The organism is Kocuria sp. CPCC 205258, assembly GCF_040981005.1.
GTDB classification, from domain to species: domain Bacteria; phylum Actinomycetota; class Actinomycetes; order Actinomycetales; family Micrococcaceae; genus Kocuria; species Kocuria rosea.
In genome coordinates this window covers 94,336-114,956 of record NZ_JAVKPS010000001.1, presented here as the reverse complement: position 1 = coordinate 114,956, position 20,621 = coordinate 94,336, and the positions used below count along the sequence as shown (strand labels likewise).

At 74.1% G+C, this 20,621-nt stretch carries 20 protein-coding genes; 15 read left to right on the top strand and 5 right to left on the bottom strand.

All coding sequences use genetic code 11. The features are described from left to right. Positions 1–9 precede the first annotated feature (9 nt). Positions 10–726 (bottom strand): HAD family phosphatase, encoded by a 717-nt coding sequence (locus RF644_RS00560; protein WP_017832648.1) that lies wholly within the window; start codon positions 724–726, stop codon positions 10–12. A 147-nt stretch (positions 727–873) separates the two neighbouring features. Between RF644_RS00560 and RF644_RS00555 the strand changes: the two genes are divergently transcribed. The 14 genes from RF644_RS00555 to RF644_RS00490 all read left to right on the top strand — a co-directional run bounded on the left by RF644_RS00555 (position 874) and on the right by RF644_RS00490 (position 15,566). Further along, entirely contained in the window at positions 874–1,866 is a 993-nt protein-coding gene (locus RF644_RS00555; RefSeq protein WP_368794942.1) for an LLM class flavin-dependent oxidoreductase, read from the top strand. Positions 1,867–1,972: 106 nt separating this feature from the next. Further along, the gene (locus RF644_RS00550; protein WP_368794941.1) at positions 1,973–3,019 is read left to right on the top strand and encodes an NAD(P)-dependent alcohol dehydrogenase; all 1,047 of its coding nucleotides are present in this window, start codon (positions 1,973–1,975) and stop codon (positions 3,017–3,019) included. Positions 3,020–3,077: 58 nt separating this feature from the next. Continuing rightward, positions 3,078–5,288, top strand: a complete 2,211-nt coding sequence (gene malQ, locus RF644_RS00545; protein ID WP_368794940.1) for a 4-alpha-glucanotransferase — start codon at positions 3,078–3,080, stop codon at positions 5,286–5,288. Positions 5,289–5,346: 58 nt separating this feature from the next. Then, a complete protein-coding gene (locus RF644_RS00540) occupies positions 5,347–6,216 on the top strand; it encodes an SGNH/GDSL hydrolase family protein (RefSeq protein WP_368794939.1) in 870 nt (289 codons plus the stop codon). A 325-nt stretch (positions 6,217–6,541) separates the two neighbouring features. After that, a complete protein-coding gene (gene rpmB, locus RF644_RS00535) occupies positions 6,542–6,778 on the top strand; it encodes a 50S ribosomal protein L28 (RefSeq protein ID WP_017832643.1) in 237 nt (78 codons plus the stop codon). Position 6,779: 1 nt separating this feature from the next. Continuing rightward, positions 6,780–6,947, top strand: a complete 168-nt coding sequence (gene rpmG / locus RF644_RS00530) for a 50S ribosomal protein L33 (RefSeq protein WP_017832642.1) — start codon at positions 6,780–6,782, stop codon at positions 6,945–6,947. A gap of 4 nt (positions 6,948–6,951) precedes the next feature. Next, the gene (gene rpsN / locus RF644_RS00525) at positions 6,952–7,257 is read left to right on the top strand and encodes a 30S ribosomal protein S14 (RefSeq protein WP_017832641.1); all 306 of its coding nucleotides are present in this window, start codon (positions 6,952–6,954) and stop codon (positions 7,255–7,257) included. Positions 7,258–7,330: 73 nt separating this feature from the next. Beyond that, the gene (locus RF644_RS00520; RefSeq protein WP_031282576.1) at positions 7,331–7,615 is read left to right on the top strand and encodes an HU family DNA-binding protein; all 285 of its coding nucleotides are present in this window, start codon (positions 7,331–7,333) and stop codon (positions 7,613–7,615) included. 229 nt (positions 7,616–7,844) lie between these two features. Beyond that, positions 7,845–8,519, top strand: coding sequence for a hypothetical protein (locus RF644_RS00515; RefSeq protein ID WP_368794938.1), 675 nt, complete (start codon positions 7,845–7,847; stop codon positions 8,517–8,519). Positions 8,520–8,647: 128 nt separating this feature from the next. Beyond that, positions 8,648–9,208 (top strand): copper resistance protein CopC, encoded by a 561-nt coding sequence (locus RF644_RS00510; RefSeq protein ID WP_368794937.1) that lies wholly within the window; start codon positions 8,648–8,650, stop codon positions 9,206–9,208. Between the two features lie 148 nt (positions 9,209–9,356). Beyond that, a complete protein-coding gene (locus RF644_RS00505; RefSeq protein ID WP_368794936.1) occupies positions 9,357–10,073 on the top strand; it encodes a copper chaperone PCu(A)C in 717 nt (238 codons plus the stop codon). Then, positions 10,066–11,334: a Dyp-type peroxidase gene (locus RF644_RS00500; protein ID WP_368794935.1), complete on the top strand. Its 1,269-nt coding sequence runs from the start codon at positions 10,066–10,068 to the stop codon at positions 11,332–11,334. Before RF644_RS00505 ends, RF644_RS00500 begins: the two co-directional genes overlap by 8 nt. Positions 11,335–11,441: 107 nt before the next feature. Next, on the top strand, positions 11,442–13,598 hold the full coding sequence (locus tag RF644_RS00495; protein WP_368794934.1) for a cytochrome c oxidase assembly protein: 2,157 nt from the start codon (positions 11,442–11,444) through the stop codon (positions 13,596–13,598). A 75-nt stretch (positions 13,599–13,673) separates the two neighbouring features. Further along, positions 13,674–15,566 (top strand): NHL domain-containing thioredoxin family protein, encoded by a 1,893-nt coding sequence (locus RF644_RS00490; protein ID WP_368794933.1) that lies wholly within the window; start codon positions 13,674–13,676, stop codon positions 15,564–15,566. 6 nt (positions 15,567–15,572) lie between these two features. On the opposite strand, the gene RF644_RS00485 is transcribed toward RF644_RS00490, so the two are convergent. Further along, complete coding sequence (locus RF644_RS00485; RefSeq protein WP_368794932.1) at positions 15,573–16,556, bottom strand: hypothetical protein; 984 nt, start codon at positions 16,554–16,556, stop codon at positions 15,573–15,575. A gap of 147 nt (positions 16,557–16,703) precedes the next feature. On the opposite strand from RF644_RS00485, the gene RF644_RS00480 reads away from it, so the two are divergent. Then, complete coding sequence (locus RF644_RS00480; RefSeq protein WP_368794931.1) at positions 16,704–17,354, top strand: hypothetical protein; 651 nt, start codon at positions 16,704–16,706, stop codon at positions 17,352–17,354. A 130-nt stretch (positions 17,355–17,484) separates the two neighbouring features. Here the strand turns inward: RF644_RS00480 and RF644_RS00475 are convergent, their stop codons facing one another. Genes RF644_RS00475 through RF644_RS00465 form a run of 3 tightly spaced genes read right to left on the bottom strand, consistent with a single transcriptional unit; the run spans position 17,485 to position 20,532 of the window. Next, a complete protein-coding gene (locus RF644_RS00475) occupies positions 17,485–18,744 on the bottom strand; it encodes an ABC transporter ATP-binding protein (RefSeq protein ID WP_133409144.1) in 1,260 nt (419 codons plus the stop codon). A 51-nt stretch (positions 18,745–18,795) separates the two neighbouring features. Then, positions 18,796–19,629, bottom strand: coding sequence for a carbohydrate ABC transporter permease (locus RF644_RS00470; protein ID WP_095650364.1), 834 nt, complete (start codon positions 19,627–19,629; stop codon positions 18,796–18,798). A gap of 3 nt (positions 19,630–19,632) precedes the next feature. After that, a complete protein-coding gene (locus tag RF644_RS00465) occupies positions 19,633–20,532 on the bottom strand; it encodes a carbohydrate ABC transporter permease (protein WP_109268261.1) in 900 nt (299 codons plus the stop codon). Positions 20,533–20,621: the final 89 nt, after the last annotated feature.

The window sequence follows — 20,621 nt, the reverse complement described above, 5'->3', positions numbered from 1 at the left end:
GCGCCCGGCTCAGCCCAGCCAGCGGGTCATGAGCTCCCGGAACACGGGGTCCGTCAGCGTCGCGGCCCGGTGGTGGGCGGGCACGGGGTCCCCGTCCGGGACGGACGGCACGGCCACGACCACCAGTCCCGCCGCCACGGCCGAGGTCGCGCCCACCACGGAGTCCTCCACGGCCAGGGCCTCGCCCGGGGCGAAGCCCAGCCGCCGCACCGCCTCGGTGTAGATGTCCGGGGCCGGCTTGCCGCGCGGCACGTCCTCGGAGGAGACCCAGGTGCTGAGGTGGGGGGCGAAGCCGGCCTCCTCCAGCTTCACGCCGAGGATCGTGCTCGTGGAGTTGCTGGCCACGGCCACGGGCAGCCGCTCGGCGAACGCGCGCACCGTCTCGAGCGCGCCCGGCAGGGGCACGATGTGCCCGGTCAGCGTCTCCTCCTCGGTGCGCAGCACGTCGGCGTGGACCGCGGCGCGGTCGGCCCGGGCGGCCTCGGCGATCGCCGTGGCGACGTCCGCCGCGGACCAGCCCATCATCCGGCGCTCCATGGCCTCGGTGAACTCGAGCCCGTAGCGCTCCGAGACGGCGCGCTGGACCCGGGCCCAGTTCGCCTCCGTGTCCATGAGGATGCCGTCGCAGTCGAAGACCACGCACGCCGGGGCCCACCCGGGGGCGGGCGCCGGCAGCTCGGGGGAGGACGTGGGCGGCGACGGCGTGGGGGCGGGGAAGGACGTCATGCTCCCATGGTGCCCCACCGGGCGCCGTCCGGGGCGGGGGTGTGAGCAGGACAACGCCCGGGGGGACGCCCGGAATAAGCACCCCGGCCGGGGGTGTTGCCGCCACCGAACCCCTTCGTGCCATCCCCGACGGAAGAAGCCCCGCCCTTGCCCGCCACGCCCCGCGTCCCGCTGTCCGCCCTCGACCTCGTGCCCCTCTCGGAGGGCCGCTCCACCGCGGACGCCCTCCGCGAGGCGCTGGACCTCGCCCGCCGGCTCGACGCCTCCGGCTACCGGCGCCTGTGGTACGCCGAGCACCACAACACGGAGGCGTTCGCGTCCTCCGCCACGGCGGTGCTCGTCGGGCAGGCGCTCGCCGCCACGGAGCGTCTCAGCGTGGGCTCCGGCGGGATCATGCTGCCCAACCACGTGCCGCTGACCGTGGCCGAGGCCTTCGGCACGCTCGCCAACCTCTACCCCGGCCGCGTGGAGCTGGGCCTGGGCCGGGCGCCCGGCACCGACATGCGCACCGCCCTGGAGCTGCGGCGGGGCCACGCCGGCCACGACACCTTCGAGGCCGACGTGCGCCGTCTGGTGCGGCTGTTCGGCGGGCAGGAGCAGGAGGTCGTCCGGGCGCCCGTGGCCCGGGACACGGACGTTCCCCTGTGGATCCTCGGCTCGTCGACGGGCGGCGCGGAGGTCGCCGCCCGGCTCGGCCTGCCCTACGCGTTCGCCTCCCACTTCGCCCCGGCCAGGATCATGGACGCCATCGCCCTGTACCGGCAGCGCTTCGACGCGCACGCCCCGACCGCCACGGTCGAGCGCCCGCACGTGATGGTCGCGGCGAACATCCTCGCCGCCGACACCGACGAGGAGGCGCGGCGCCAGTTCAGCACCCACCAGCTGCTGGTGCGCGGGATCGCCCGCAACGACCGCCGGCCGCTCCAGCCGCCCGTCGAGCGGGTGGAGCTCACCGCGGCGGAGGCGGGCATGGTGCAGGAGCACCTCGCCGTCTCGGCGGTCGGCACGCCCGAGCGGGTGGTCGCCGACCTCGAGCAGATCGTCGAGCTCACCCGGGCCGACGAGCTGATGCTCAACAGCTACGCCCACGACCCCGAGGTGCGCGCCCGGTCCTACGAGCTCGTCGCCCACGCCTGGTGAGCGCACCGTCCCGGCGCCGGCCGTCCCGGCCGAACGTCCCCGGACCCCACGACCACCGCCCGGCGACCCCCGCCGGGCGTCATCCGCACCACGACAGGAGCACCCCATGACCACCGTCCCCGCCCTCGAGGCCGTCTCCGCCGACTCGGGCTTCCGCCGCACCACGATCGAGCGCCGCCCGGTCGGCCCGGGCGACGTCGAGATCGACATCCACTTCGCCGGCATCTGCCACTCCGACATCCACGTCGCGCGCGACGAGTGGGGCGGCACGCACTACCCCGTCACCCCGGGGCACGAGATCGTCGGCCGCGTCCGCGCCGTCGGGGAGTCCGTGACCGGCTTCGCCCCCGGCGACACGGTGGGCGTCGGCTGCTTCGTCGACTCCTGCGGCCGCTGCGAGCACTGCACCGGCGGCCAGGAGCAGTTCTGCACGGAGGGCGTGACCGCCACCTACAACACGCCCCAGGCCGACGGCACCCCCACCCGGGGCGGCTACAGCGGCGCGATCGTGGTCGACGAGCGGTTCGTCCTGCGCGTCCCCGAGGCGCTCGACCCCGCCCGGGCCGCCCCGCTGCTGTGCGCCGGGATCACCACGTACGCCCCGTTCAGGCGCTGGGGCGCCGGACCGGGCCGGCGGGTGGCCGTCCTGGGCATGGGCGGGCTCGGCCACGTCGCCGTGAAGATCGCCGCCGCCATGGGCGCCGAGGTCACCGTCCTGAGCCAGAGCCTGTCCAAGCAGGAGGACGGCCTGGCCTTCGGCGCGACCGACTACTGGGCCACGAAGGACCCCGAGACCTTCGAGCGCAACAAGGGTCGCTTCGACCTGATCCTCAACACCGTCTCCGCGGACCTGCCCGTCGAGCAGTACCTGTCCCTGCTGCGGGTCGACGGCGTGCTGTGCTCCGTGGGGCTGCCCACCGAGCCGTACAGCGTCCGCCCGGGCGCCCTGATCGGCCCCCAGCGCGTGCTCACCGGGTCGATGGTCGGCGGGATCCCGCAGACGCAGGAGATGCTGGACTTCTGCGCCGAGCACGGCGTGGAGGCCGAGATCGAGCTGATCGGCGCCGACGACGTCGACGCCGCCTACGACCGGGTGGTCGCCTCGGACGTGCGGTACCGCTTCGTCGTCGACGTCGCCGGCACCCTGGCGTAGCCGCCCGGATCATCAGCAGCCTGCGGCTCCGGCCGCGCCGGTGGTTAGAGTGGGGTCCATGGCCCACACCACCACCACCGACGGCGCGCTGCGCCGGCTCGCCGAGGCCTACCGGGTCTCCACCACCTACTCCGGGTTCGACGGACAGGAGCGGGAGGTCCCGGAGCCGACGCTGCGCGCCGTGCTCGACGCGCTGGGCGCGGACGCCGGGGACGACGCCGCGATCGAGGCGTGCCTCGCCCAGCGGGAGCTGGCGCCCTGGCGGCGGGTCCTGCCGCCCGTGGTCGTCGCCGTCGCGGGGGAGCGCACCCGCTTCGCCGTGCACGTCCCGCACGGCTCCACCGTCCGCGTGACCCTCGTGGCGGAGGACGGCGCCCGGACCACCGCCTCCCAGGTCGACAACTGGCGCTCCCCGCGGGACGTGGACGGCGTCCTCACCGGCCAGGCCACCTTCGAGGTGCCCGAGGGCCTCGCCGTGGGCTGGTACGAGGTCCGCGCCGAGTGCCCCGAGGTCGACGGCGGACGCGCGGTCACGACGCCGCTGGCCGTGACCCCGCGGCACCTCGCCAGCACCGACCGGCTGCACGGCCGGCACCGCTGGGGCTACATGGCGCAGATCTACTCGGTGACCTCCGGGCGCTCGTGGGGCGTGGGCGACGCCTCGGACCTCGCGAGCCTCGCCGCGATCTCGGGCGAGCAGGGGGCGGACTACCTGCTGGTCAACCCGCTGCACGCCGCCGAGCCCGCACCGCCGGTGGAGCCCTCGCCGTACCTGCCGACCAGCCGCCGCTTCTTCAACCCCCTCTACCTGCGCATCGCCGAGGTCCCCGAGTACGCCTACCTGCGCCCGGGCGACCTCGAGGTGGTCAACACGCTGGCCGCGATCCAGCGCAAGGACAACCTCGACACCAGCACCATCGACCGGGACAAGGCGTACGCGGCCAAGCTGAAGAGCCTCGAGCTGCTGTTCACCGTCCGCCGCTCCCCGCACCGCCAGCAGCAGCTGCGCCGCTTCGTGGCCGAGGGCGGGCAGGGCCTGCAGGACTTCGGCCTGTGGTGCGCGCTGCGGGAGGAGCTCGGCGAGGACGCCCCCGAGTGGGACGACGCCGCGGCGCGCCCCGACGCCCCGTACGCGGTGGAGGCGCGGACCCGGCTGTCCGACCGGATCGACTTCCACGTGTGGATGCAGTGGCTGCTGGACGAGCAGCTCGAGGCCGCCCAGCGCGCGGCGCACCTGGCCGGGATGGACATCGGCGTGATCCACGACCTCGCCGTGGGCGTGCACAAGCAGGGCGCCGACGCGTGGACGCTCCAGGACGTGCTGGCCCTGGGCGTCAGCGTGGGCGCGCCCGCGGACATGTACAACCAGAAGGGCCAGAACTGGTCCCAGCCCCCGTGGCACCCGGAGCGCCTGGCCGAGGCCGGCTACCTGCCCTGGCGGGACATGCTGCGCACGATCTTCCGGCACGCCGGCGGCATCCGGGTGGACCACGTCCTGGGCCTGTTCCGGCTGTGGTGGATCCCGGACGGCCAGGAGGCCTCGGAGGGCGCCTACGTCTACTACGACCACGAGGCGATGGTCGGCATCCTCGCGCTCGAGGCGGAGCTCGCCGGGGCCGTGGTGGTCGGGGAGGACCTGGGCACCCTCGAGCCGTGGGTGCGGGAGTACCTCGCGGAGCGCGGCGTGCTGGGCACCTCGATCCTGTGGTTCGAGGTGGACGGCGACGAGCCGCTCCCCCCGGCGCAGTACCGGGAGCTGAGCATGGCCTCGGTCAGCACCCACGACTTCCCGCCCACGGCGGGCTTCCTGGAGGGCGTGCAGGTGGACGTGCGCCAGGAGCTGGGCCTGCTGGCCCGGCCCGTGGAGGAGGAGCGGGCCGAGGCCCGCCGGCAGCTCGACACGTTCTTCGCGGCCGTCGCCGCGGACGGGCTGCTCCCCGACGGGGACGCCACGGACGAGCAGGGCCTGGTCGAGGCGCTGCACCGCTACCTCGCCCAGTCCCCGGCGCTGCTGTTCAACGTCTCCCTCGTGGACGCCGTCGGCGAGCGCCGGATGCAGAACCAGCCGGGCACGGGGGACGAGTACCCGAACTGGCGCGTGCCCCTGGCCGACTCCGCGGGCAACCCGGTGCTGATCGAGCAGCTGCCGGACAACGCGCGGGCGAACTCCCTGGTGCGCGCCGTCAACGAGGCGCTCGGCAACCGCTCCCGCCTCCGGTCCGTGGGGGAGCCGGGGCAGCCCGAGCACACCGACCGCACGGCGCCCTGACCGCGCCCCCGCGGCCCCGCCCGCAGCACCCCCCTGCCCCGAACGGAGGACACACCGCATGACGGAGCCGACGACGCCCCGCCCGGCCGCCGTGCCGCTCGCACCGCCCATCCGCTACGTGGCCCTCGGCGACTCCATGACCGAGGGCGTGGGCGACCCCGACCCCGCCCGCCCCAACGGGGTGCGCGGCTGGGCCGACCTCGTGGCCGAGCAGCTGACCGCGGCCCACCCGGACACCCGCTACGCGAACCTCGCGGTCCGGGGGCGGCTGCTCCGCGGGATCGTCGAGGAGCAGCTCGAGGCGTGCCTGGCCCTGGAGCCGACCCTGGTGAGCCTCTACGCCGGGGGCAACGACCTGCTGCGCCCTCGCGGGGACGTGGACGCCCTCATGGGGGTCTACGAGCAGGCGGTCGCCCGGCTGCGGGGCTCCGGCGCCCAGGTGGTGCTGTTCACGGCCTTCGACCCCGGCCGGGACGCCCCCACGTCCTGGACCCGTCCCCGGCAGGCGCTCTACAACGAGCACGTCCGGGAGATCGCCGACCGGCACGGGTGCCTGGTCCTCGACTACTGGCGGATGCGCACCCTGCAGGACTGGCGCTACTGGGCGGTGGACCGGCTGCACATGTCGACCGCGGGGCACACCCGCGTGGCCGCCCGGGTGCTCGAGCTGCTGGGCGTGGAGCACGCCCTGGAGCTGCCGCCCACCGACCGGCTGCCGGTCACGGCGAGCCCGGGGGTGCTGAAGGAGGACCTCCTCTGGGCCCGCGAGTACCTGCTGCCCTGGGTCGGGCGGCGGCTGCGCGGGACCTCCTCCGGGGACGCGGTCGCCGCCCGCCACCCCGGGTACACGACGCTGCTCCCGCGCCCGGTGCTCCCCGCCGGTCCCGCGGCCCCCGCGGAGCCGTCGGCCGCCGCCCGGTGCGGCTGACCGGGGAGTCCCCCGGTTTGCGGGGTTCCGGGGAGCCGGTAGACTGACCCGAAGCTGGTCACACCTGACGTCAGGTTGCGGGGAAGTCCGTCCGGGCCTAGACTTCAAGGCTGTCGTGTGGTGGAGTCCACCTTCCGGCACCTTGATCTTCACCGTCTTCATCGTGGCGAGGCCTTCGCCGGTTCCGGCCGCGGGCCTTACGAGAGGGCCCGGTTGGCGAACGGTGGCAATTCTGAAGGTGGCGGGACGCCCGTTGCCGCAGCTGAGTGATCAACTGCGGCACCCACTGCGTGCCGTCATTTCGTCAACATTGGAGGAGAACACTATGGCAGCGCACTGCCAGGTGACCGGAGCTCAGCCGGGCTTTGGGCACAGCATTTCGCACTCGCACCGCCGTACCAAGCGCCGGTTCGACCCGAACATCCAGAAGAAGCGGTACTGGGTGCCGTCGCTGCGCCGCAGCGTGACGCTCAACGTCAGCGCCAAGGGCATCAAGGTCATCGACGCCCGTGGCATCGATTCCGTCGTGACCGACATTCTCGCACGTGGGGAGAAGATCTAGCATGGCCAAGGACAAGGACGTTCGTCCCATCATCAAGCTGAAGTCCACCGCCGGCACCGGTTTCACCTACGTGACCCGCAAGAACCGCCGCAACGACCCGGACCGCATGGTGCTCAAGAAGTACGACCCGGTCGTCCGCAAGCACGTCGATTTCCGCGAGGAGCGCTGAATCCATGGCCAAGAAGTCCAAGATCGCCAAGAACGAGCAGCGCAAGGTCGTCGTCGAGCGCTACGCCGCGAAGCGTGCCGAGCTCAAGAAGACCCTCGTCGACGAGAACGCCACCGACGAGGCCCGCGAGGAGGCCCGCCTGGGCCTGCAGAAGCTGCCCCGGGACGCCTCCCCGGTCCGGCTGCGCAACCGGGACCAGATCGACGGCCGCCCCCGCGGCACCCTCCAGAAGTTCGGCATCTCCCGCGTCCGGTTCCGCGACATGGCTCACCGCGGCGAACTGCCCGGCATCACCAAGTCCAGCTGGTAATTTCTGACGCAGGAGCGCGATCGGTCCCCCGTGCCGCGCTTCCCCACGACCCCAAGTCCAGGAGGACATGAACATGGCTAAGAACCGCAGTGAACTCGTCGCAGAGGTCGCCGAGAAGGCCGGCACCACCAACGCCGCCGTGAACGGCGTCCTGGACGCGATGTTCCAGGTCTTCGAGGAGTCCGTCTCCGCCGGTGAGAAGATCACCATCCCGGGCTGGCTGGCCGTCGAGCGCACCGACCGTGCCGCTCGCACCGGTCGCAACCCGCAGACCGGCGAGACCATCGAGATCCCGGCCGGCCACGGCGTCAAGCTGACCGCTGGTTCCAAGCTCAAGGCGGCCGTGTCCAAGAAGTAAGGACACCCGCGGGTCCGTTCCGGACCCCGTCCCATGGCTTCGTCCGAAGGGGCGGCCCCCGCACCGGGGCCGCCCCTTCGGCGTGCCCGGGGCCCGCGCCGGGCACGCCGCGCCGCGGAGGCGACCGGCCGCGCGGCTCCCGGGCACCGCAATTGGTCCGGCGCCGGGGGCGGCGCGCATAATGGGACCACCGGGCCGAGCGGCCGGCGATCCAGACGGGAGGTGCGGCGTGAGCCCACGTGCACGGCGCCTCGCCCGCGGCTGGGCCGGAGCGGCCATCGCCACCTCCGCCGCCGCGATCTCCCACGCGGCCGCCGGCGGGCAGGCCCCGCCCGTCGTGCTCGTGCTCCTCTCGCTGGCGGTGTCCGGGCCGCTGTGCATGGCCCTGGCCGGCCGGGTGCTCTCGCGGTCGTCCCTGCTGCTGGGCGTGCTGCTCAGCCAGTCCGTCCTGCACGCCCTGTTCGCGGCCTCCGGCGGTGCCGGCACGGTGGCCCACGCCGCCCACCCCTCCCTGCACCACGCCGCGCAGCACGGCGCCGCAGGGGGTGCGCCCGGCCCCGCCCTCGTGCTGGACGTCCAGTCCCACGCCGAGCACGGCGGGACCGCCATGCTCGTCTCCCACGTGCTCGCCGCACTGGCCTCCTACGTGCTCATGCGCCACGGCGAGGTCGCGGCCGTGGTCCTCCTGGAGGCGCTGCGGCTGCGCGTGCGCCGCCGGCGGCAGGTGCTGCCGGCCCCCGTGGTCGTCGGCCGCCCGCGCGCCGTGCGGGCCGGGCGCCCGCACGTGCTGACCGACCAGACGCTCCTGCGTCCCGTGCGCTCCCACCGCGGGCCGCCGCGCGCCCGCCGTCGATCCCTGCTGCCGGTCCTCCTCCCGGGACCCGCCACGCTTCCCGCCGGCTGAGCCGGACGGCCGCGGGGCGCCGCCCGGGCCACCGACCTCGGCAGGACGTCCGACGGCCCGTGCCCGCCGCCCGGCCCTCCCGGCCCGGCGGCCCCGCCCACCGCCGCCCGGCCCTCCGAGGAGACCCCATGCCCACGAACACCACCCGCCGCACCGCCGCCCTGCTGGCAGCGGGAGCCCTCACCCTCCTGCCCCTGCTGCCCGCCGCCGCGCACGACGAGCTGACCGCCGTCACGCCGGAGCCCGACTCCGTCCTGACCACCGCGCCGGAGGAGCTCGAGCTCACCTTCTCCGGCGAGATCATGGACATCGGCCACCAGATCCTGGTCACCGACTCCGAGGGGCGCTCCGTGACGGAGGGCCCGCTCGAGCCGGAGGGGAACACGGTCGTCCAGCCCCTGGCCGCGGTCGGCGCGGAGGACGAGACCTACCGCGTGGTCTGGCGCGTGGTCTCCGGCGACGGGCACCCCATCGAGGGGACGTTCAGCTACGACGTCGGCTCCGGCGGCGAGCCCTCGGCGGACCCGAGCGCCGCGGTCGAGGACGCCGCCGCGAGCGCCCAGGACGCCGCGGACCGCGCCTCGTCCGGGGACGTCCCGCTCTGGCTCGTCGCGGTCGCGGGCGGGGCCGTGGCCCTCGCCGTGCTCGGCGTGGTGAGCCTCGTCTCGAGCCGGCGCCGCAAGGGCTGAGCTCCCGGGGTCCGCCCCGCTCCCGCACCGTCCGCACCTCCCGGCCGCAGCCCGCCGGGCGCCGCCGCGCCCCCGGGAGCTGCCGCCGTGCACCCTTCTGCGCGTGCCCCGCCCCGCGCACCTTCGTCATCGACTCCCAGGAGCACCCATGCCCACTTCCCTGAGCACCTCCCTGCCCGCCGCGCTGCTGCGCACCGGCACCGTCCTCGCCCTCGGCGCCCTCGCGCTCACGGGCTGCGCGTCCTCCGCCCAGGAGCCGGCACCGTCCGCCGCGTCCACCGCCGCCTCCGGCGCCCCCTCCCCGCACGACGCCGGGGGCGCCGCCGCGCACGAACCGCTCACCGTGGAGCGGCCCTGGGCGAAGGCGGCCCCCGCCGGGGGCATGACCGGGGTGTTCGGCACCCTCGTCAACGAGGGCGACGCCCCGGTCGTGCTCACCGGCGCGTCCGCCGAGGGCGTCGCCGGGGCGGTCGAGCTGCACGAGACCGTGCTCGACCCCGAGACCGGCAGCACGGTCATGCAGCGGATGCAGGACCCGGTCGGCATCGCGCCGGGGGAGTCCTATGCCCTCGAGCCCGGGGCGGACCACCTCATGCTCCTGGACCTGCGCTGCGGGCTCCGTGCCGGGGACGACATCGAGCTCGTCCTGCGCTTCGAGGACGGGACCCAGCAGACGGTCACGGCGGCCGTCCGCGACTACGCGGGCGCCCAGGAGGAGTACGCCCCGGGCCACGGCGAGGGCGAGGACGCCGGCGAGGACGACCACGCGGGCGACGGCGGGGGGCACGCCGGGGGCCACGCGAGCGGGACGGGGTCGCCCTCCGGGGCCACGCCGGCGGCGGACCTGCCGGGCTGCCGTGGGTGAGGCCCGCGGCCTGGACCGGCGGCGCCTGCTCGTGGCGGGCGGCGCCGCCGGCGTCGGCGCCGCCTCCGCCCTGGGCCTGGAGTCGGCCCGCCGCGCCGGGGCCCCCGCCGCGGCCCCGCAGGACACCGCCCGGGCGGCACCGCAGGGGCACGGGCAGGCCGTCGAGCCCTTCCACGGCCCCCGGCAGGCCGGGGTGGCGACCGCGCCGCAGGCGTTCACCGCTTTCGTGGCGCTGGACCTGAACCGGGACACCACCCGGGACGCGGTGCGGCGCCTGCTGCGGGTGCTCTCCGAGGACGCCGCCGCCCTGACCCAGGGGCGGGCGCCGGTCGCCGACCAGGAGCCGTGGCTCGCCGAGCACCCCGCGCGGCTCACGGTCACCCTCGGCTTCGGGCGGCGGCTGCTCGGACTGGTCGCCCCGGACCGCGTGCCGGCCTGGCTGCGGCCCCTGCCCCCGTTCTCGATCGACCGGCTCGAGGAGCGGTGGAGCGACGGCGACCTGCTGCTGCAGATCTGCGCCGACGACCGCCTCGCGGTCTCGCACGCCCAGCGGGTGCTGCTCAAGGCCGCCCGCTCCTTCGCCGCCGTGCGCTGGGTGCAGGACGGCTTCCGGCACACCGTGGGCTCCGTCCCGGACGGGCAGAGCATGCGCAACCTCTTCGGCCAGGTGGACGGCACCGTCAACCCCCGGGGCGGCAGCGAGGAGTACGAGCGGGTGGTCCACGGCTGGGACGGCTTCGCGCCGTGGGTCCCGGACGGCACGGCCCTGGTCCTCCGCCGGATCGCCATGAACCTGGACACCTGGGACGAGGCGGACACGCCGGCGCGGGAGGACGCCGTCGGGCGGCGCCTGCGCGACGGGGCCCCGCTGACGGGCGGCGCCGAGCACGACGAGCCGGACCTCTCCGCGCGGGGGCCGCTGGGCTTCCCCGTCATCGCCGACTACGCCCACGTGCGCCGCTCCCGCTCGGAGGACCCCCTCGAGCGGATCCACCGGCGGGTCTACAACTACGACCTGCCCGTGGCGGGCGCCTCGGGCACCCGGGGCCGGGGCGCGACCACCGGAGGGGTCAGCGACGCGGGGATGGTCTTCGCGGCGTACTGCGCGGACGTCGACCGCCAGTTCGTCCCGATCCAGCGCCGGCTCGACGAGCTCGACATGCTCAACGCCTGGACCACCCCGGTCGGGTCCGCGGTCTTCGCCGTGCCCCCGGGCTGCGCGGAGGGAGGGTTCGTGGGGGACGTGCTCTTCGAGGACTGAGGACCGCCCGTGTGGGATCCGGCACACGCGCACGGGCCGGTGCGCTCGGGGAGGGACAATGGAGACGGGCCGCCCCGTCGTCGTGGGGCGGATGAAGGAGACTGACCATGAGTTCGAGGACGGCCGAGCGCGCCGACCACGGCACCGCCGCCCGGCCGGGCGACCGGGGGATCGACCCCTGGTGGCTCGCGGCCGTGCCCCTCGTGGCCCTCGCGGCGCTCATCGCGGCGATGCTGTGGACCGGCTCCGGCGCGGCCCGGCTCGCCGCCGACCCCGGGGCGCTGGTCCGCTGGGGGCTGCCCGCCGCGGAGCTCGTGCACAACGGCGCGCTGGTGGTGGTCATGGGGGCCCTGCTGTTCGCGGTGGGCGTCGTGCCGACCACCGTCGACGGGCGCCGCCGGGGCGCCCGGGACCGCGCCGCGGCCCCCGAGCACCCGCTGTTCCGCCGCACCCTGCGCCTCGCCGAGGCCGCGGCCGTGGTCTGGACCGTGGCCGCCGTGGCCGTGCTCGTCCTGTCCTACTCCGACGTCGCGGGCGTGCCCGTGGGCGGGGACGGGACCTACACCCAGCAGCTGCTGCACTACACCACGGACATCCCCACCGGGCAGGCCCAGGCGGCGATCGTCGTGGTGGCCGCCGTCGTGACCACCCTGGTCTTCGGCATCCGGGCGCTGCTCGGGCTGCTGCTCACCCTGGCCCTGTCCTGCGCGGCCCTCGTCGCCATGGCCCTCAACGGGCACTCCGCCGGCGGCAACGACCACATGGGCGCCGTCAACTCCCTGGGCCTGCACCTGCTGGGCGCGGGGCTGTGGACGGGAGGGCTCGTGGTGCTCGCCTGGCTCTCCCCGCAGCTGAGCGCCCCGGACGCCGGCACCGGCACGCTCCCCGAGGGCGCCGCCCGGGGCCGTCCGTCCGCCGGCCCGCGGCGGCGAGTGCCGATCGCGGCCGTGGTCCTGCGCCGCTTCTCCGCGGTCGCCCTCGGCGCCTTCCTCCTCGTCCTGCTCTCCGGGACGGTCAACGCGGCCGTGCGCATCGGCTCCTGGGAGCAGCTCTTCAGCGGCTACGGGTGGCTCGTGCTGGTCAAGTTCGTCCTCACGCTGGGCCTGGGCCTGGCGGGCCTCGCGCACCGCCGGTGGCTGGTGCCCGCGCTCGAGGCCGGCCGGCTCACGGCCCGCCGCGCCGTGTGGCAGCTCGTGCTCGGGGAGCTGCTGGTGATGGGCGCCGTCATGGGCGTCGCCGTGGCCCTGTCCCGGACCGCCCCGCCGGTGCCCGAGGAGATCGCCCCGGACGCCTCCCCGGCGCTGATCCTCACCTGGTACGAGCTGCCGCCCGAGCCCACCGCGGCCTCGTGGTTCACCACGTGGCGCGTCGACTGGCTGTGGCTCGCGGTCTGCGTGTTCCTCGCGGCCGTCTACCTGTGGGCGTTCGTGCGCGTGCGCCGGCGCCGGGACTCCTGGTCCGTGCTGCGCACCCTCTCGTGGCTCACCGGGGTCGGGGTGCTGTTCTTCATCACCTCGGGCGGGTTCGCCGTCTACGGCCGGGTCCTGTTCTCGGCGCACATGGTCGAGCACATGGCACTGACCATGGTCGTGCCGATCTTCCTGGTCCTGGGCGCGCCGGTCACCCTGCTGCTCAAGGCCCTGGAGTCCCGCCCGGACGGCACCCGCGGGCCCCGCGAGTGGATCCTGCGGCTCGTGCACTCGGGGTTCGGCAGGGTCGTGACGCACCCGATCTTCGCGGCCGTGAACTTCGCCGGCTCCATCGTCGTCTTCTACTTCACCCCGCTGTTCCACTTCACCCTGCACTACCACGTGGGCCACGTGTTCATGGTCGTGCACTTCCTGATCACCGGGTACTTGTTCATGCTGGTGCTGATCGGTACGGACCCCATCCCGTACCGCCCCGGCCACATGATGCGCCTGGTCCTGCTGCTGGCCACGATGGTCTACCACGCCTTCGTGGGGGTCGCCCTCATGGGCTCCGACACCCTGCTGCAGGCCTCCTGGTTCGGCAACACCGGCCGGGACTGGGGCCGCACCGCGATCGAGGACCAGCAGCTCGGCGGGGCCCTCATGTGGGGGATCGGCGAGTTCCCCACCGTCGTCGTCGCCGTCGTCGTCGCGATCATGTGGGCGATCGAGGGCACCAAGGAGAACCGCCGTGCGGACCGCAAGGCCGACCGCACGGACGACGCCGAGCTCAAGGCCTACAACGAGATGATGGCCGGGCTCGCCGAGCGCGACGACCGCGCCGCCCGGCCCTGAGCCCCGCCGCCCGTCCTGCCGCCTGGTCCGCCCCGGTCCACCCCGTCCTGCTCCGCCCCGAAAGGATCCCCCTCCATGCGCCTCACCTCCCGCGTCCGCGCCTCCGAGCTGCAGGGCCGTGCCTGGCTCAACACCGGCGGCAGGGACCTCGACCTCGCCGCGCTGCGCGGCAAGGTCGTGGTCCTGGACTTCTGGTCCTTCTGCTGCATCAACTGCCTGCACGTGCTCGACGAGCTGCGCCCCCTCGAGGAGCGCTTCTCCGACGTCCTCGTCACGGTGGGCGTGCACTCCCCGAAGTTCGAGCACGAGGCCGACCCGGACGCGCTCGCGGCCGCCGTGGACCGCTACGAGGTCCACCACCCCGTGCTCGACGACCCCGAGCTGACCACCTGGGACGCCTACACGGCCCGCGCGTGGCCCACGCTCGTGGTGGTGGACCCGGAGGGCTACATCGTGGCGCACCTCTCGGGGGAGGGCCACGTGCAGGGCCTCGTCACCCTCGTGGAGGAGCTCGTGGCCGAGCACGAGGCCCGGGGCACCCTGCACCGCGGCGACGGGCCGTACGTGCCCCGGCCGGCGCCCGAGGGGGACCTCCGCTTCCCGGGCAAGGTGCTGCCGCTGCCGGACGGCTCGTTCCTGGTCTCCGACACGGGCCACCACCGCCTGGTCCAGCTCGACAACGACCTCGAGACCGTCCGGCGGGTGATCGGCGCGGGCAAGGGCCACGCGGACGGCGACCCGGGGACCGCGCGCTTCACCGAGCCCCAGGGGCTCACGCTGCTGCCCGAGGAGGTGCGCGCGGCCGCCGGCTACGACGTGGTCGTGGCGGACTCCGTCAACCACCGGCTCCGGGGCGTGGACCTCGCCACGGGGCAAGTGCGCACGGTGGCCGGCAGCGGGGTGCAGCGGCTGCTCGACGAGGAGCGCGCGCGGGGGGCGGAGCCGAACCACATCGACCCCGAGGCCGACCCGCTGGAGGTCGCGCTGTCCTCCCCGTGGGACGTCGTGTGGTCCGCGCGGGCCGACCGGCTCGTGGTGGCCATGGCGGGCACCCACCAGCTGTTCTCGTTCGACCCCCGGACCGGCCGGCTCGCCGTGCTCGCGGGCACGGGGGACGAGGGGCTCAAGGACGGGTCCGGCGCCGAGGCGTGGTTCGCGCAGTCCTCGGGGCTCGCGGAGGACCACGAGGGCAACGTGTGGATCGCCGACTCGGAGACCTCCGCCCTGCGCGTGCTCCGGTTCGACGACGACGGGGCCGTCGCGGTCGAGACCGCCGTGGGCGAGGGGCTGTTCGACTTCGGCTTCCGCGACGGCGACGCCGGCGGGGCCCGCCTGCAGCACTGCCTCGGCGTGGCCCAGCTGCCCGACGGGTCGGTGGCCGTGGCGGACACCTACAACGGCGCCGTGCGCCACTACGACCCCCGGACCCGGCAGGTGGCCACGCTGGCCCGCGGCCTGGCCGAGCCCTCCGACGTGCTGCTGGACGTCTCGGGGGAGGAGCCGCTGCTCGTCGTCGTCGAGGCCAACGCCCACCGCCTGGTGCGCGTGCCGATCCCCGCCGCCGCCCAGCGCGTCGACGAGGGGGCGTCGCGGACCCAGCGGGCCCGCACCAGGCTCGCCCCGGGCGCGCTCGCGGTCGAGGTGCGCTTCGCGGCGCCGACCGGGCAGAAGCTCGACGACCGGTGGGGGGACCCGACGCAGCTGAGGATCTCGTCCTCCCCCGAGGAGGCACTGTCCGAGGGTGCCGGCACGGCCCAGGGCCTGCGCCGGCAGCTCGTGCTGGCGGACGGCGTCACCGAGGGCGTGCTGCACATCACCGCGCGCGCCGCGGCGTGCGACGGCGAGCCGGGCGGGGAGATCCCCGACCACGCGGCCTGCCACCTCTACCAGCAGGACTGGGGCATCCCCTTCGTGCTGGACGCCGACGGGGAGAGCGAGCTGGTCCTGGACCTGCGCGGCGTCAACTGAGCGGGCTCAGCCGCGCGGGTCGACCCGCACCGTCGAGCCGTCGATGTCGAGGTCGGCGGCGACCTCGAACGGCACGGTGCGCTCGAGCCGTTCGACGTCCCCGGTGAACAGGTCGAGGGAGTCGAAGGCGATCCGCGCGGTGCCCTGCGCGGGCTCCAGGGCCCAGCCCCGGCCGCCCTCGGCACCCACGACGATCTCCGGGTCCGGATAGGACTCGATCGTCCACTCCACGTCCCCCGAGACCCGGCCGTCGAACTCGAAGGAGAACGGGCAGCCGGACGGGAAGAGGCTGCCCTGCCCGGCGCAGCCGTCCAGGTGCTCCTTCAGCTGCCGGTCCACCTCCTGCTCGAGGGCCTCGGTCGGCCGGGCCTCCAGGACGATCTCCGCCTGCTGGCCCGGGTCGGTCAGCACGGTGCGCACCGGGTCGGCCGCCACGAGCTCGGACGTGTAGGAGGCCGTGTAGACGCCCGGGAAGAAGGCGGAGAACTCCGCGGAGGACTCCGGCAGGGCCACGGACATGCCGTTCACGTCGACCGAGGTGGCCCCCGGCAGACTGACCGTCACCGTGGGCAGGGGGGTCTCGTCGAACGCCCACACCGTGAAGAAGCCCCACTGGGTGTCCACGGGGTGGAGGGCGAACTCGGAGCTGTGCGGCTTGCCGTCGAGGGTGTAGTCCGCGCGGACCACGGCCCGCTCGCCGTCCTCCGAGACGGTGGAGACCTCCAGGTCCTCGAGGTCCTCGGCCGCGGCCTCGAGCGGGTCGCCGTCCAGCATCGCCGCGTTGGCCTCCGGGACGCGGGCGTTGAGCAGCCCCAGGGCCTCACCGCCGTCCCCGTCCCGCAGGTCCTCGACGTAGGCCCGCACGTCCGTCTCCGGGCCGTACATGTACTTGTTCACCAGGGCGATGGTGACGGCGGCGGCCGCCACCCCGAGCAGCACGAGGAACAGCCAGGCCCCGAGGGCTTTCAGCACGCGGACGTTGGACTCCATCCGATCACGCTAGCCGATCGCCCCCCGGCCTGCGCGTGCACCGGGCCGGGTGGGGCCCGTCCGGGGCGCGGTCCGCCCCAGGACGGGTACGCTACGTGCCGCACCCCTTCCCCCGCCCGATCGTCCCCCGTCTGGAGCTGACTCCCCATGGCCGACTCCGTCCGCCAGGTCCCCGAGAAGTACGGACCCGTCCGCGCCGTGCTGCGTCCCCGGCTGGGCTCCTACGGCCGCCGCCTGCTCTCCTGCCTGGGCCCGCTGCTGGTGGTCGTGGTGCTCGTGCTGTTCCTCTGGGCGCGGCGCCCGGCCCCCGGCGTGGCGGCGGTGGTGCTCGTGCTCGTGCTCGCCGCCGCCGCCGCGTGCTGGGTCCGGCTGCGTCCCGTGCTGGTCGTCCGCACGGACACCCACGTCCTGCGCTCCCGCACCGTGGGCTTCGCCGCGACGCCGCTCACGGAGGTGGAGCACGTCGTCACGGTCGGGGCCCTGCACCGGGCGGCCGGCGCCCCGCGCTCGGCCGCCCGTCCCCACCTGTGGGCGGCGGGCCGCTCGGGCCGCCGGGTCCTGGGCCTCGACGGCGCGGTGTGGGACGCCCGCGCCCTCGAGGACGTCGCCGTGGCGCTGGGGGCGCCCCGCACCCATCTCGAGCGCGCGACGGCGCGGGAGGCCGCGGCCCGCTGGCCCCGGCTCGTGCCCTGGGGGCTCCGGCACCCGCGGCTGCGCTCGGCCGCGTCCTCCGCGGGTCTGCTCGCCGTCCTCGCCCTCGTGGGGTGGTTCTCGCTCGGCCTGCCGGGCACCGGCTGAGTTCCTGGGCTCGCCGGTACCAGCCGCGCCTCTGGGCTCGCCGGAACCTGCCGCGCCCCGGACGCGCGGGAGCCCGCCGCCCCGGCAGCGGGCGGCGGGCTCCTCGGGCACCGGGCGGAGCGCCCTGTGCTCAGCCGGCGGCGGCCAGCTCCTGGCGGGCCCGCTCGATCTCGGCCTTGCGCTCCTCGACGGCCTCGCGGGTCAGCTCAGCGCCGGCCTCCTCGTCCCGGGTCAGGTTCGCGCCGGTCTCGGGGTCGAAGACGTGCATCCGGCGGGTGTCGACCCAGATCCTGCCCTTCGTCCCCCCGCGGATGCGGGAGGTGGCGTCGAGGGAGACCACGATCTGCGGGTGCATCTCGTCCCCGTCCAGCTCCTGCGCCAGCTCGTCGAGCTTCGCCTTGACCGAGTCGTCCTGCCGGTAGTTGATGTAGCCGTACTGCTCGTTGCCCATCCACTCCGTGTGGGTGAACTCGGTGTCGAAGACGGTGCCGCGGGAGGCGATCGCCTCGTCCACGAACTTGGCGTCGTTGAAGTGCTCGGGGCGCAGGCCGAGCAGCACGATCGACCCGTCCGCGGGCAGCTTCCCGGCGGCCTTCTCGGGGACCGGGATCTCGCCCAGCGGGGTGTCGAACACGCTGCCCTTCACGTGCGCCGGGAGGAAGTTCATCGACGGGGAGCCGATGAACCCCGCCACGAACAGGTTCGCCGGCTGCTCGTAGAGCTCACGGGGCGAGGCGATCTGCTGCAGGATGCCCTTCTTGAGCACCGCCACGCGGTCGCCGAGGGTCATGGCCTCCGTCTGGTCGTGGGTCACGTAGACCGAGGTGATGCCCATCCTGCGCTGGAGCTGGGCGATCTCGGTGCGCATCTGGCCGCGCAGCTTCGCGTCCAGGTTGGACAGGGGCTCGTCGAACAGGAACGCGTCGGCGTCCCGCACGATCGCCCGGCCCATCGCCACGCGCTGGCGCTGACCGCCGGAGAGGTTGGCCGGCTTGCGCTCGAGGTGGTCGTCGAGGTCCAGGGTCGACGACGCCGCGCGCACCTTGCGGTCGATCTCCTCGTCGGAGAACTTGCCCTTGGACAGCCGCAGCGGGAACGCGATGTTCTCGTACACGGTCAGGTGCGGGTAGAGCGCGTAGTTCTGGAACACCATGGACAGGTTGCGCTCGCGGGGCTCCTTCTCGTTGACCCGCTGGCCGTTGATCAGGAGGTCCCCGGAGGTGATGTCCTCGAGGCCCACGATCATCCGCAGCAGCGTGGACTTGCCGCAGCCGGAGGGCCCCACGAGGATGAGGAACTCGCCGTCGGCGATGTCGATCGACACGTCGTTGACGGCCGGGAAGCCGTCGCCGTACTTTTTGACGAGGTGGTTGAGGGTGATGGATGCCATCTGGGACTCAGTCCTTCGTTCGGTTCGGAAGATGCGGGAGGCGGCGCGGGCTCAGCCCTTGACCGCGCCCTGGGTGAGGCCGGAGACGATCTGGCGCTGGAACAGCAGCACCAGCAGCACCACCGGGATGGTGACGACGATGGCCGCCGCGGAGATCGCGCCCGCCGGGTCCTCGAACTGTGAGGCGCCGGTGAAGAACGCGAGCGCCGCCGGGACGGGCCGGGCCGCCTCGGTGGAGGTGAGGCCGATGCCGTAGACGAAGTCGTTCCACGCGATGAAGAACGCGATGATCGCCGTGGTGAAGACGCCGGGCAGGGCCAGCGGCACGATGACCTTGCGGAACGCCTGCCACGTGGTGGCGCCGTCCACCTGGGCCGCCCGCTCGAGGTCCCACGGGATCTGCTGGAAGAACGCGGTCAGCGTCCAGATGGAGATCGGCAGGGTGAGCGAGAGGTAGGGGATGATCAGGCCGGGCCAGGTGTCGTACAGCCCGATCTGGCGCCACAGGTTGAACAGCGGGGTCACGATCGAGACCACGGGGAACATGGACACCGCCAGGGCGACCGTCAGGATCATCTTCTTGCCCGGGAAGTCCAGCCGGGCGATCGCGTAGGCGCAGAGCGTGGCGAGCACCACGGCCACGGCCGTGGCGATCAGGCAGATGCCGATCGAGTTGATCAGGGAGGGCACGAACAGTTCGCGCGCCTGCCCCACGAAGATCGAGGAGTAGTTCTCCCCGACCCACTGCGTGGGCAGGAACTTCCCGGAGGTCAGATCCGCGGGCGTCTTGAAGGACGTCATGAGGATCGAGGCGACGGGGAACAGGGCGTAGACGAGGACCAGGACCGTGACGACGCCCCATCCGACCTTCTGCTTGGTGGTCATGGGTTACCTTCCCTTCCCGGCGCCGGCGAGGTCGACCTTGAACACCTTGATGGCGACGAAGGCGATCAGCAGCACGCAGACGAACAGGATCACGGAGATCGCCGAGCCGAGCCCGATCTCCAGTCGGCCGATGGAGGTGCGGTAGGCGAGCAGGGACAGGGTCTCCGTGCCGTACTGCCCCTGGGTCATGATGAAGATGTTGTCGAAGATGCGGAACGCGTCCAGGGCGCGGAACACGACGGCCACCATGATCGCGGCCTTCATGTTGGGCAGGACCACCCGGGACATCCGCTGCCACCACGTGGCGCCGTCGACCCGCGCCGCCTCGGTGTACTCGCTCGGCACCTGGGCCAGGCCGGCGAGCAGCAGGAGCGAGATGAACGGCGTGGTCTTCCAGATCTCGGAGGCCATGATCACGAACAGGGCCGGCCACTGGGACGCGAACCAGTTGAAGTCCGGGCCGATGCCCGGGACCCAGGAGAACCAGTTGTTGATGTAGCCGGTCGTGATGTCGAACGCGTAGAACCAGGCGAACGCGGAGACCACGGTGATGATGCCGTAGGGGACCAGGATCGCGGTGCGCAGCAGCCCCTTGGTGTTGCGGATCGCGTTGTTCATCACGAGCGCCAGGGCGAAGCCGAGGACGAGCTCCACGACCACGGTGACGATCGTGATGAGCACCGTGATCCACAGGTCCCGCCAGAACACCCCGTCGGTGAGGACCGTGGCGTAGTTGCCGAGGAAGACGAACTCCTTCTCCCCGGGGGCGGTGAGCCGGAACGAGAAGAAGGAGTCCCACAGCGCCTGCAGGATCGGGTACATCGTGACCAGCAGCATCACGATGAACGCCGGACCGGCGAGCATCCAGCCGAGCTTGCGCTCCGACCGGGCCCGGTCGGACATCAGCGGCTTCGCGCTGCGGCGGCCGGTCACGGGGGCCGGGGAGACCTCCCGGGGCCCGGTGCCGGGGGCGTTGGGGTTGACGACGGTGC

What these genes read in the sequence shown, in the direction of transcription:
- rpsN (WP_017832641.1), top strand. Translation starts at nt 6,952, where the DNA reads ATGGCCAAGAAGTCCAAGATCGCCAAGAACGAGCAGCGCAAGGTCGTC.
- RF644_RS00495 (WP_368794934.1), top strand. Translation starts at nt 11,442, where the DNA reads ATGAGTTCGAGGACGGCCGAGCGCGCCGACCACGGCACCGCCGCCCGG.
- rpmB (WP_017832643.1), top strand. Translation starts at nt 6,542, where the DNA reads ATGGCAGCGCACTGCCAGGTGACCGGAGCTCAGCCGGGCTTTGGGCAC.
- RF644_RS00465 (WP_109268261.1), bottom strand. Translation starts at nt 20,532, where the DNA reads ATGTCCGACCGGGCCCGGTCGGAGCGCAAGCTCGGCTGGATGCTCGCC.
- RF644_RS00490 (WP_368794933.1), top strand. Translation starts at nt 13,674, where the DNA reads ATGCGCCTCACCTCCCGCGTCCGCGCCTCCGAGCTGCAGGGCCGTGCC.
- RF644_RS00540 (WP_368794939.1), top strand. Translation starts at nt 5,347, where the DNA reads ATGACGGAGCCGACGACGCCCCGCCCGGCCGCCGTGCCGCTCGCACCG.
- rpmG (WP_017832642.1), top strand. Translation starts at nt 6,780, where the DNA reads ATGGCCAAGGACAAGGACGTTCGTCCCATCATCAAGCTGAAGTCCACC.
- RF644_RS00550 (WP_368794941.1), top strand. Translation starts at nt 1,973, where the DNA reads ATGACCACCGTCCCCGCCCTCGAGGCCGTCTCCGCCGACTCGGGCTTC.
- RF644_RS00475 (WP_133409144.1), bottom strand. Translation starts at nt 18,744, where the DNA reads ATGGCATCCATCACCCTCAACCACCTCGTCAAAAAGTACGGCGACGGC.
- RF644_RS00510 (WP_368794937.1), top strand. Translation starts at nt 8,648, where the DNA reads ATGCCCACGAACACCACCCGCCGCACCGCCGCCCTGCTGGCAGCGGGA.
- malQ (WP_368794940.1), top strand. Translation starts at nt 3,078, where the DNA reads ATGGCCCACACCACCACCACCGACGGCGCGCTGCGCCGGCTCGCCGAG.
- RF644_RS00480 (WP_368794931.1), top strand. Translation starts at nt 16,704, where the DNA reads ATGGCCGACTCCGTCCGCCAGGTCCCCGAGAAGTACGGACCCGTCCGC.
- RF644_RS00520 (WP_031282576.1), top strand. Translation starts at nt 7,331, where the DNA reads ATGGCTAAGAACCGCAGTGAACTCGTCGCAGAGGTCGCCGAGAAGGCC.
- RF644_RS00505 (WP_368794936.1), top strand. Translation starts at nt 9,357, where the DNA reads ATGCCCACTTCCCTGAGCACCTCCCTGCCCGCCGCGCTGCTGCGCACC.
- RF644_RS00485 (WP_368794932.1), bottom strand. Translation starts at nt 16,556, where the DNA reads ATGGAGTCCAACGTCCGCGTGCTGAAAGCCCTCGGGGCCTGGCTGTTC.
- RF644_RS00560 (WP_017832648.1), bottom strand. Translation starts at nt 726, where the DNA reads ATGACGTCCTTCCCCGCCCCCACGCCGTCGCCGCCCACGTCCTCCCCC.
- RF644_RS00470 (WP_095650364.1), bottom strand. Translation starts at nt 19,629, where the DNA reads ATGACCACCAAGCAGAAGGTCGGATGGGGCGTCGTCACGGTCCTGGTC.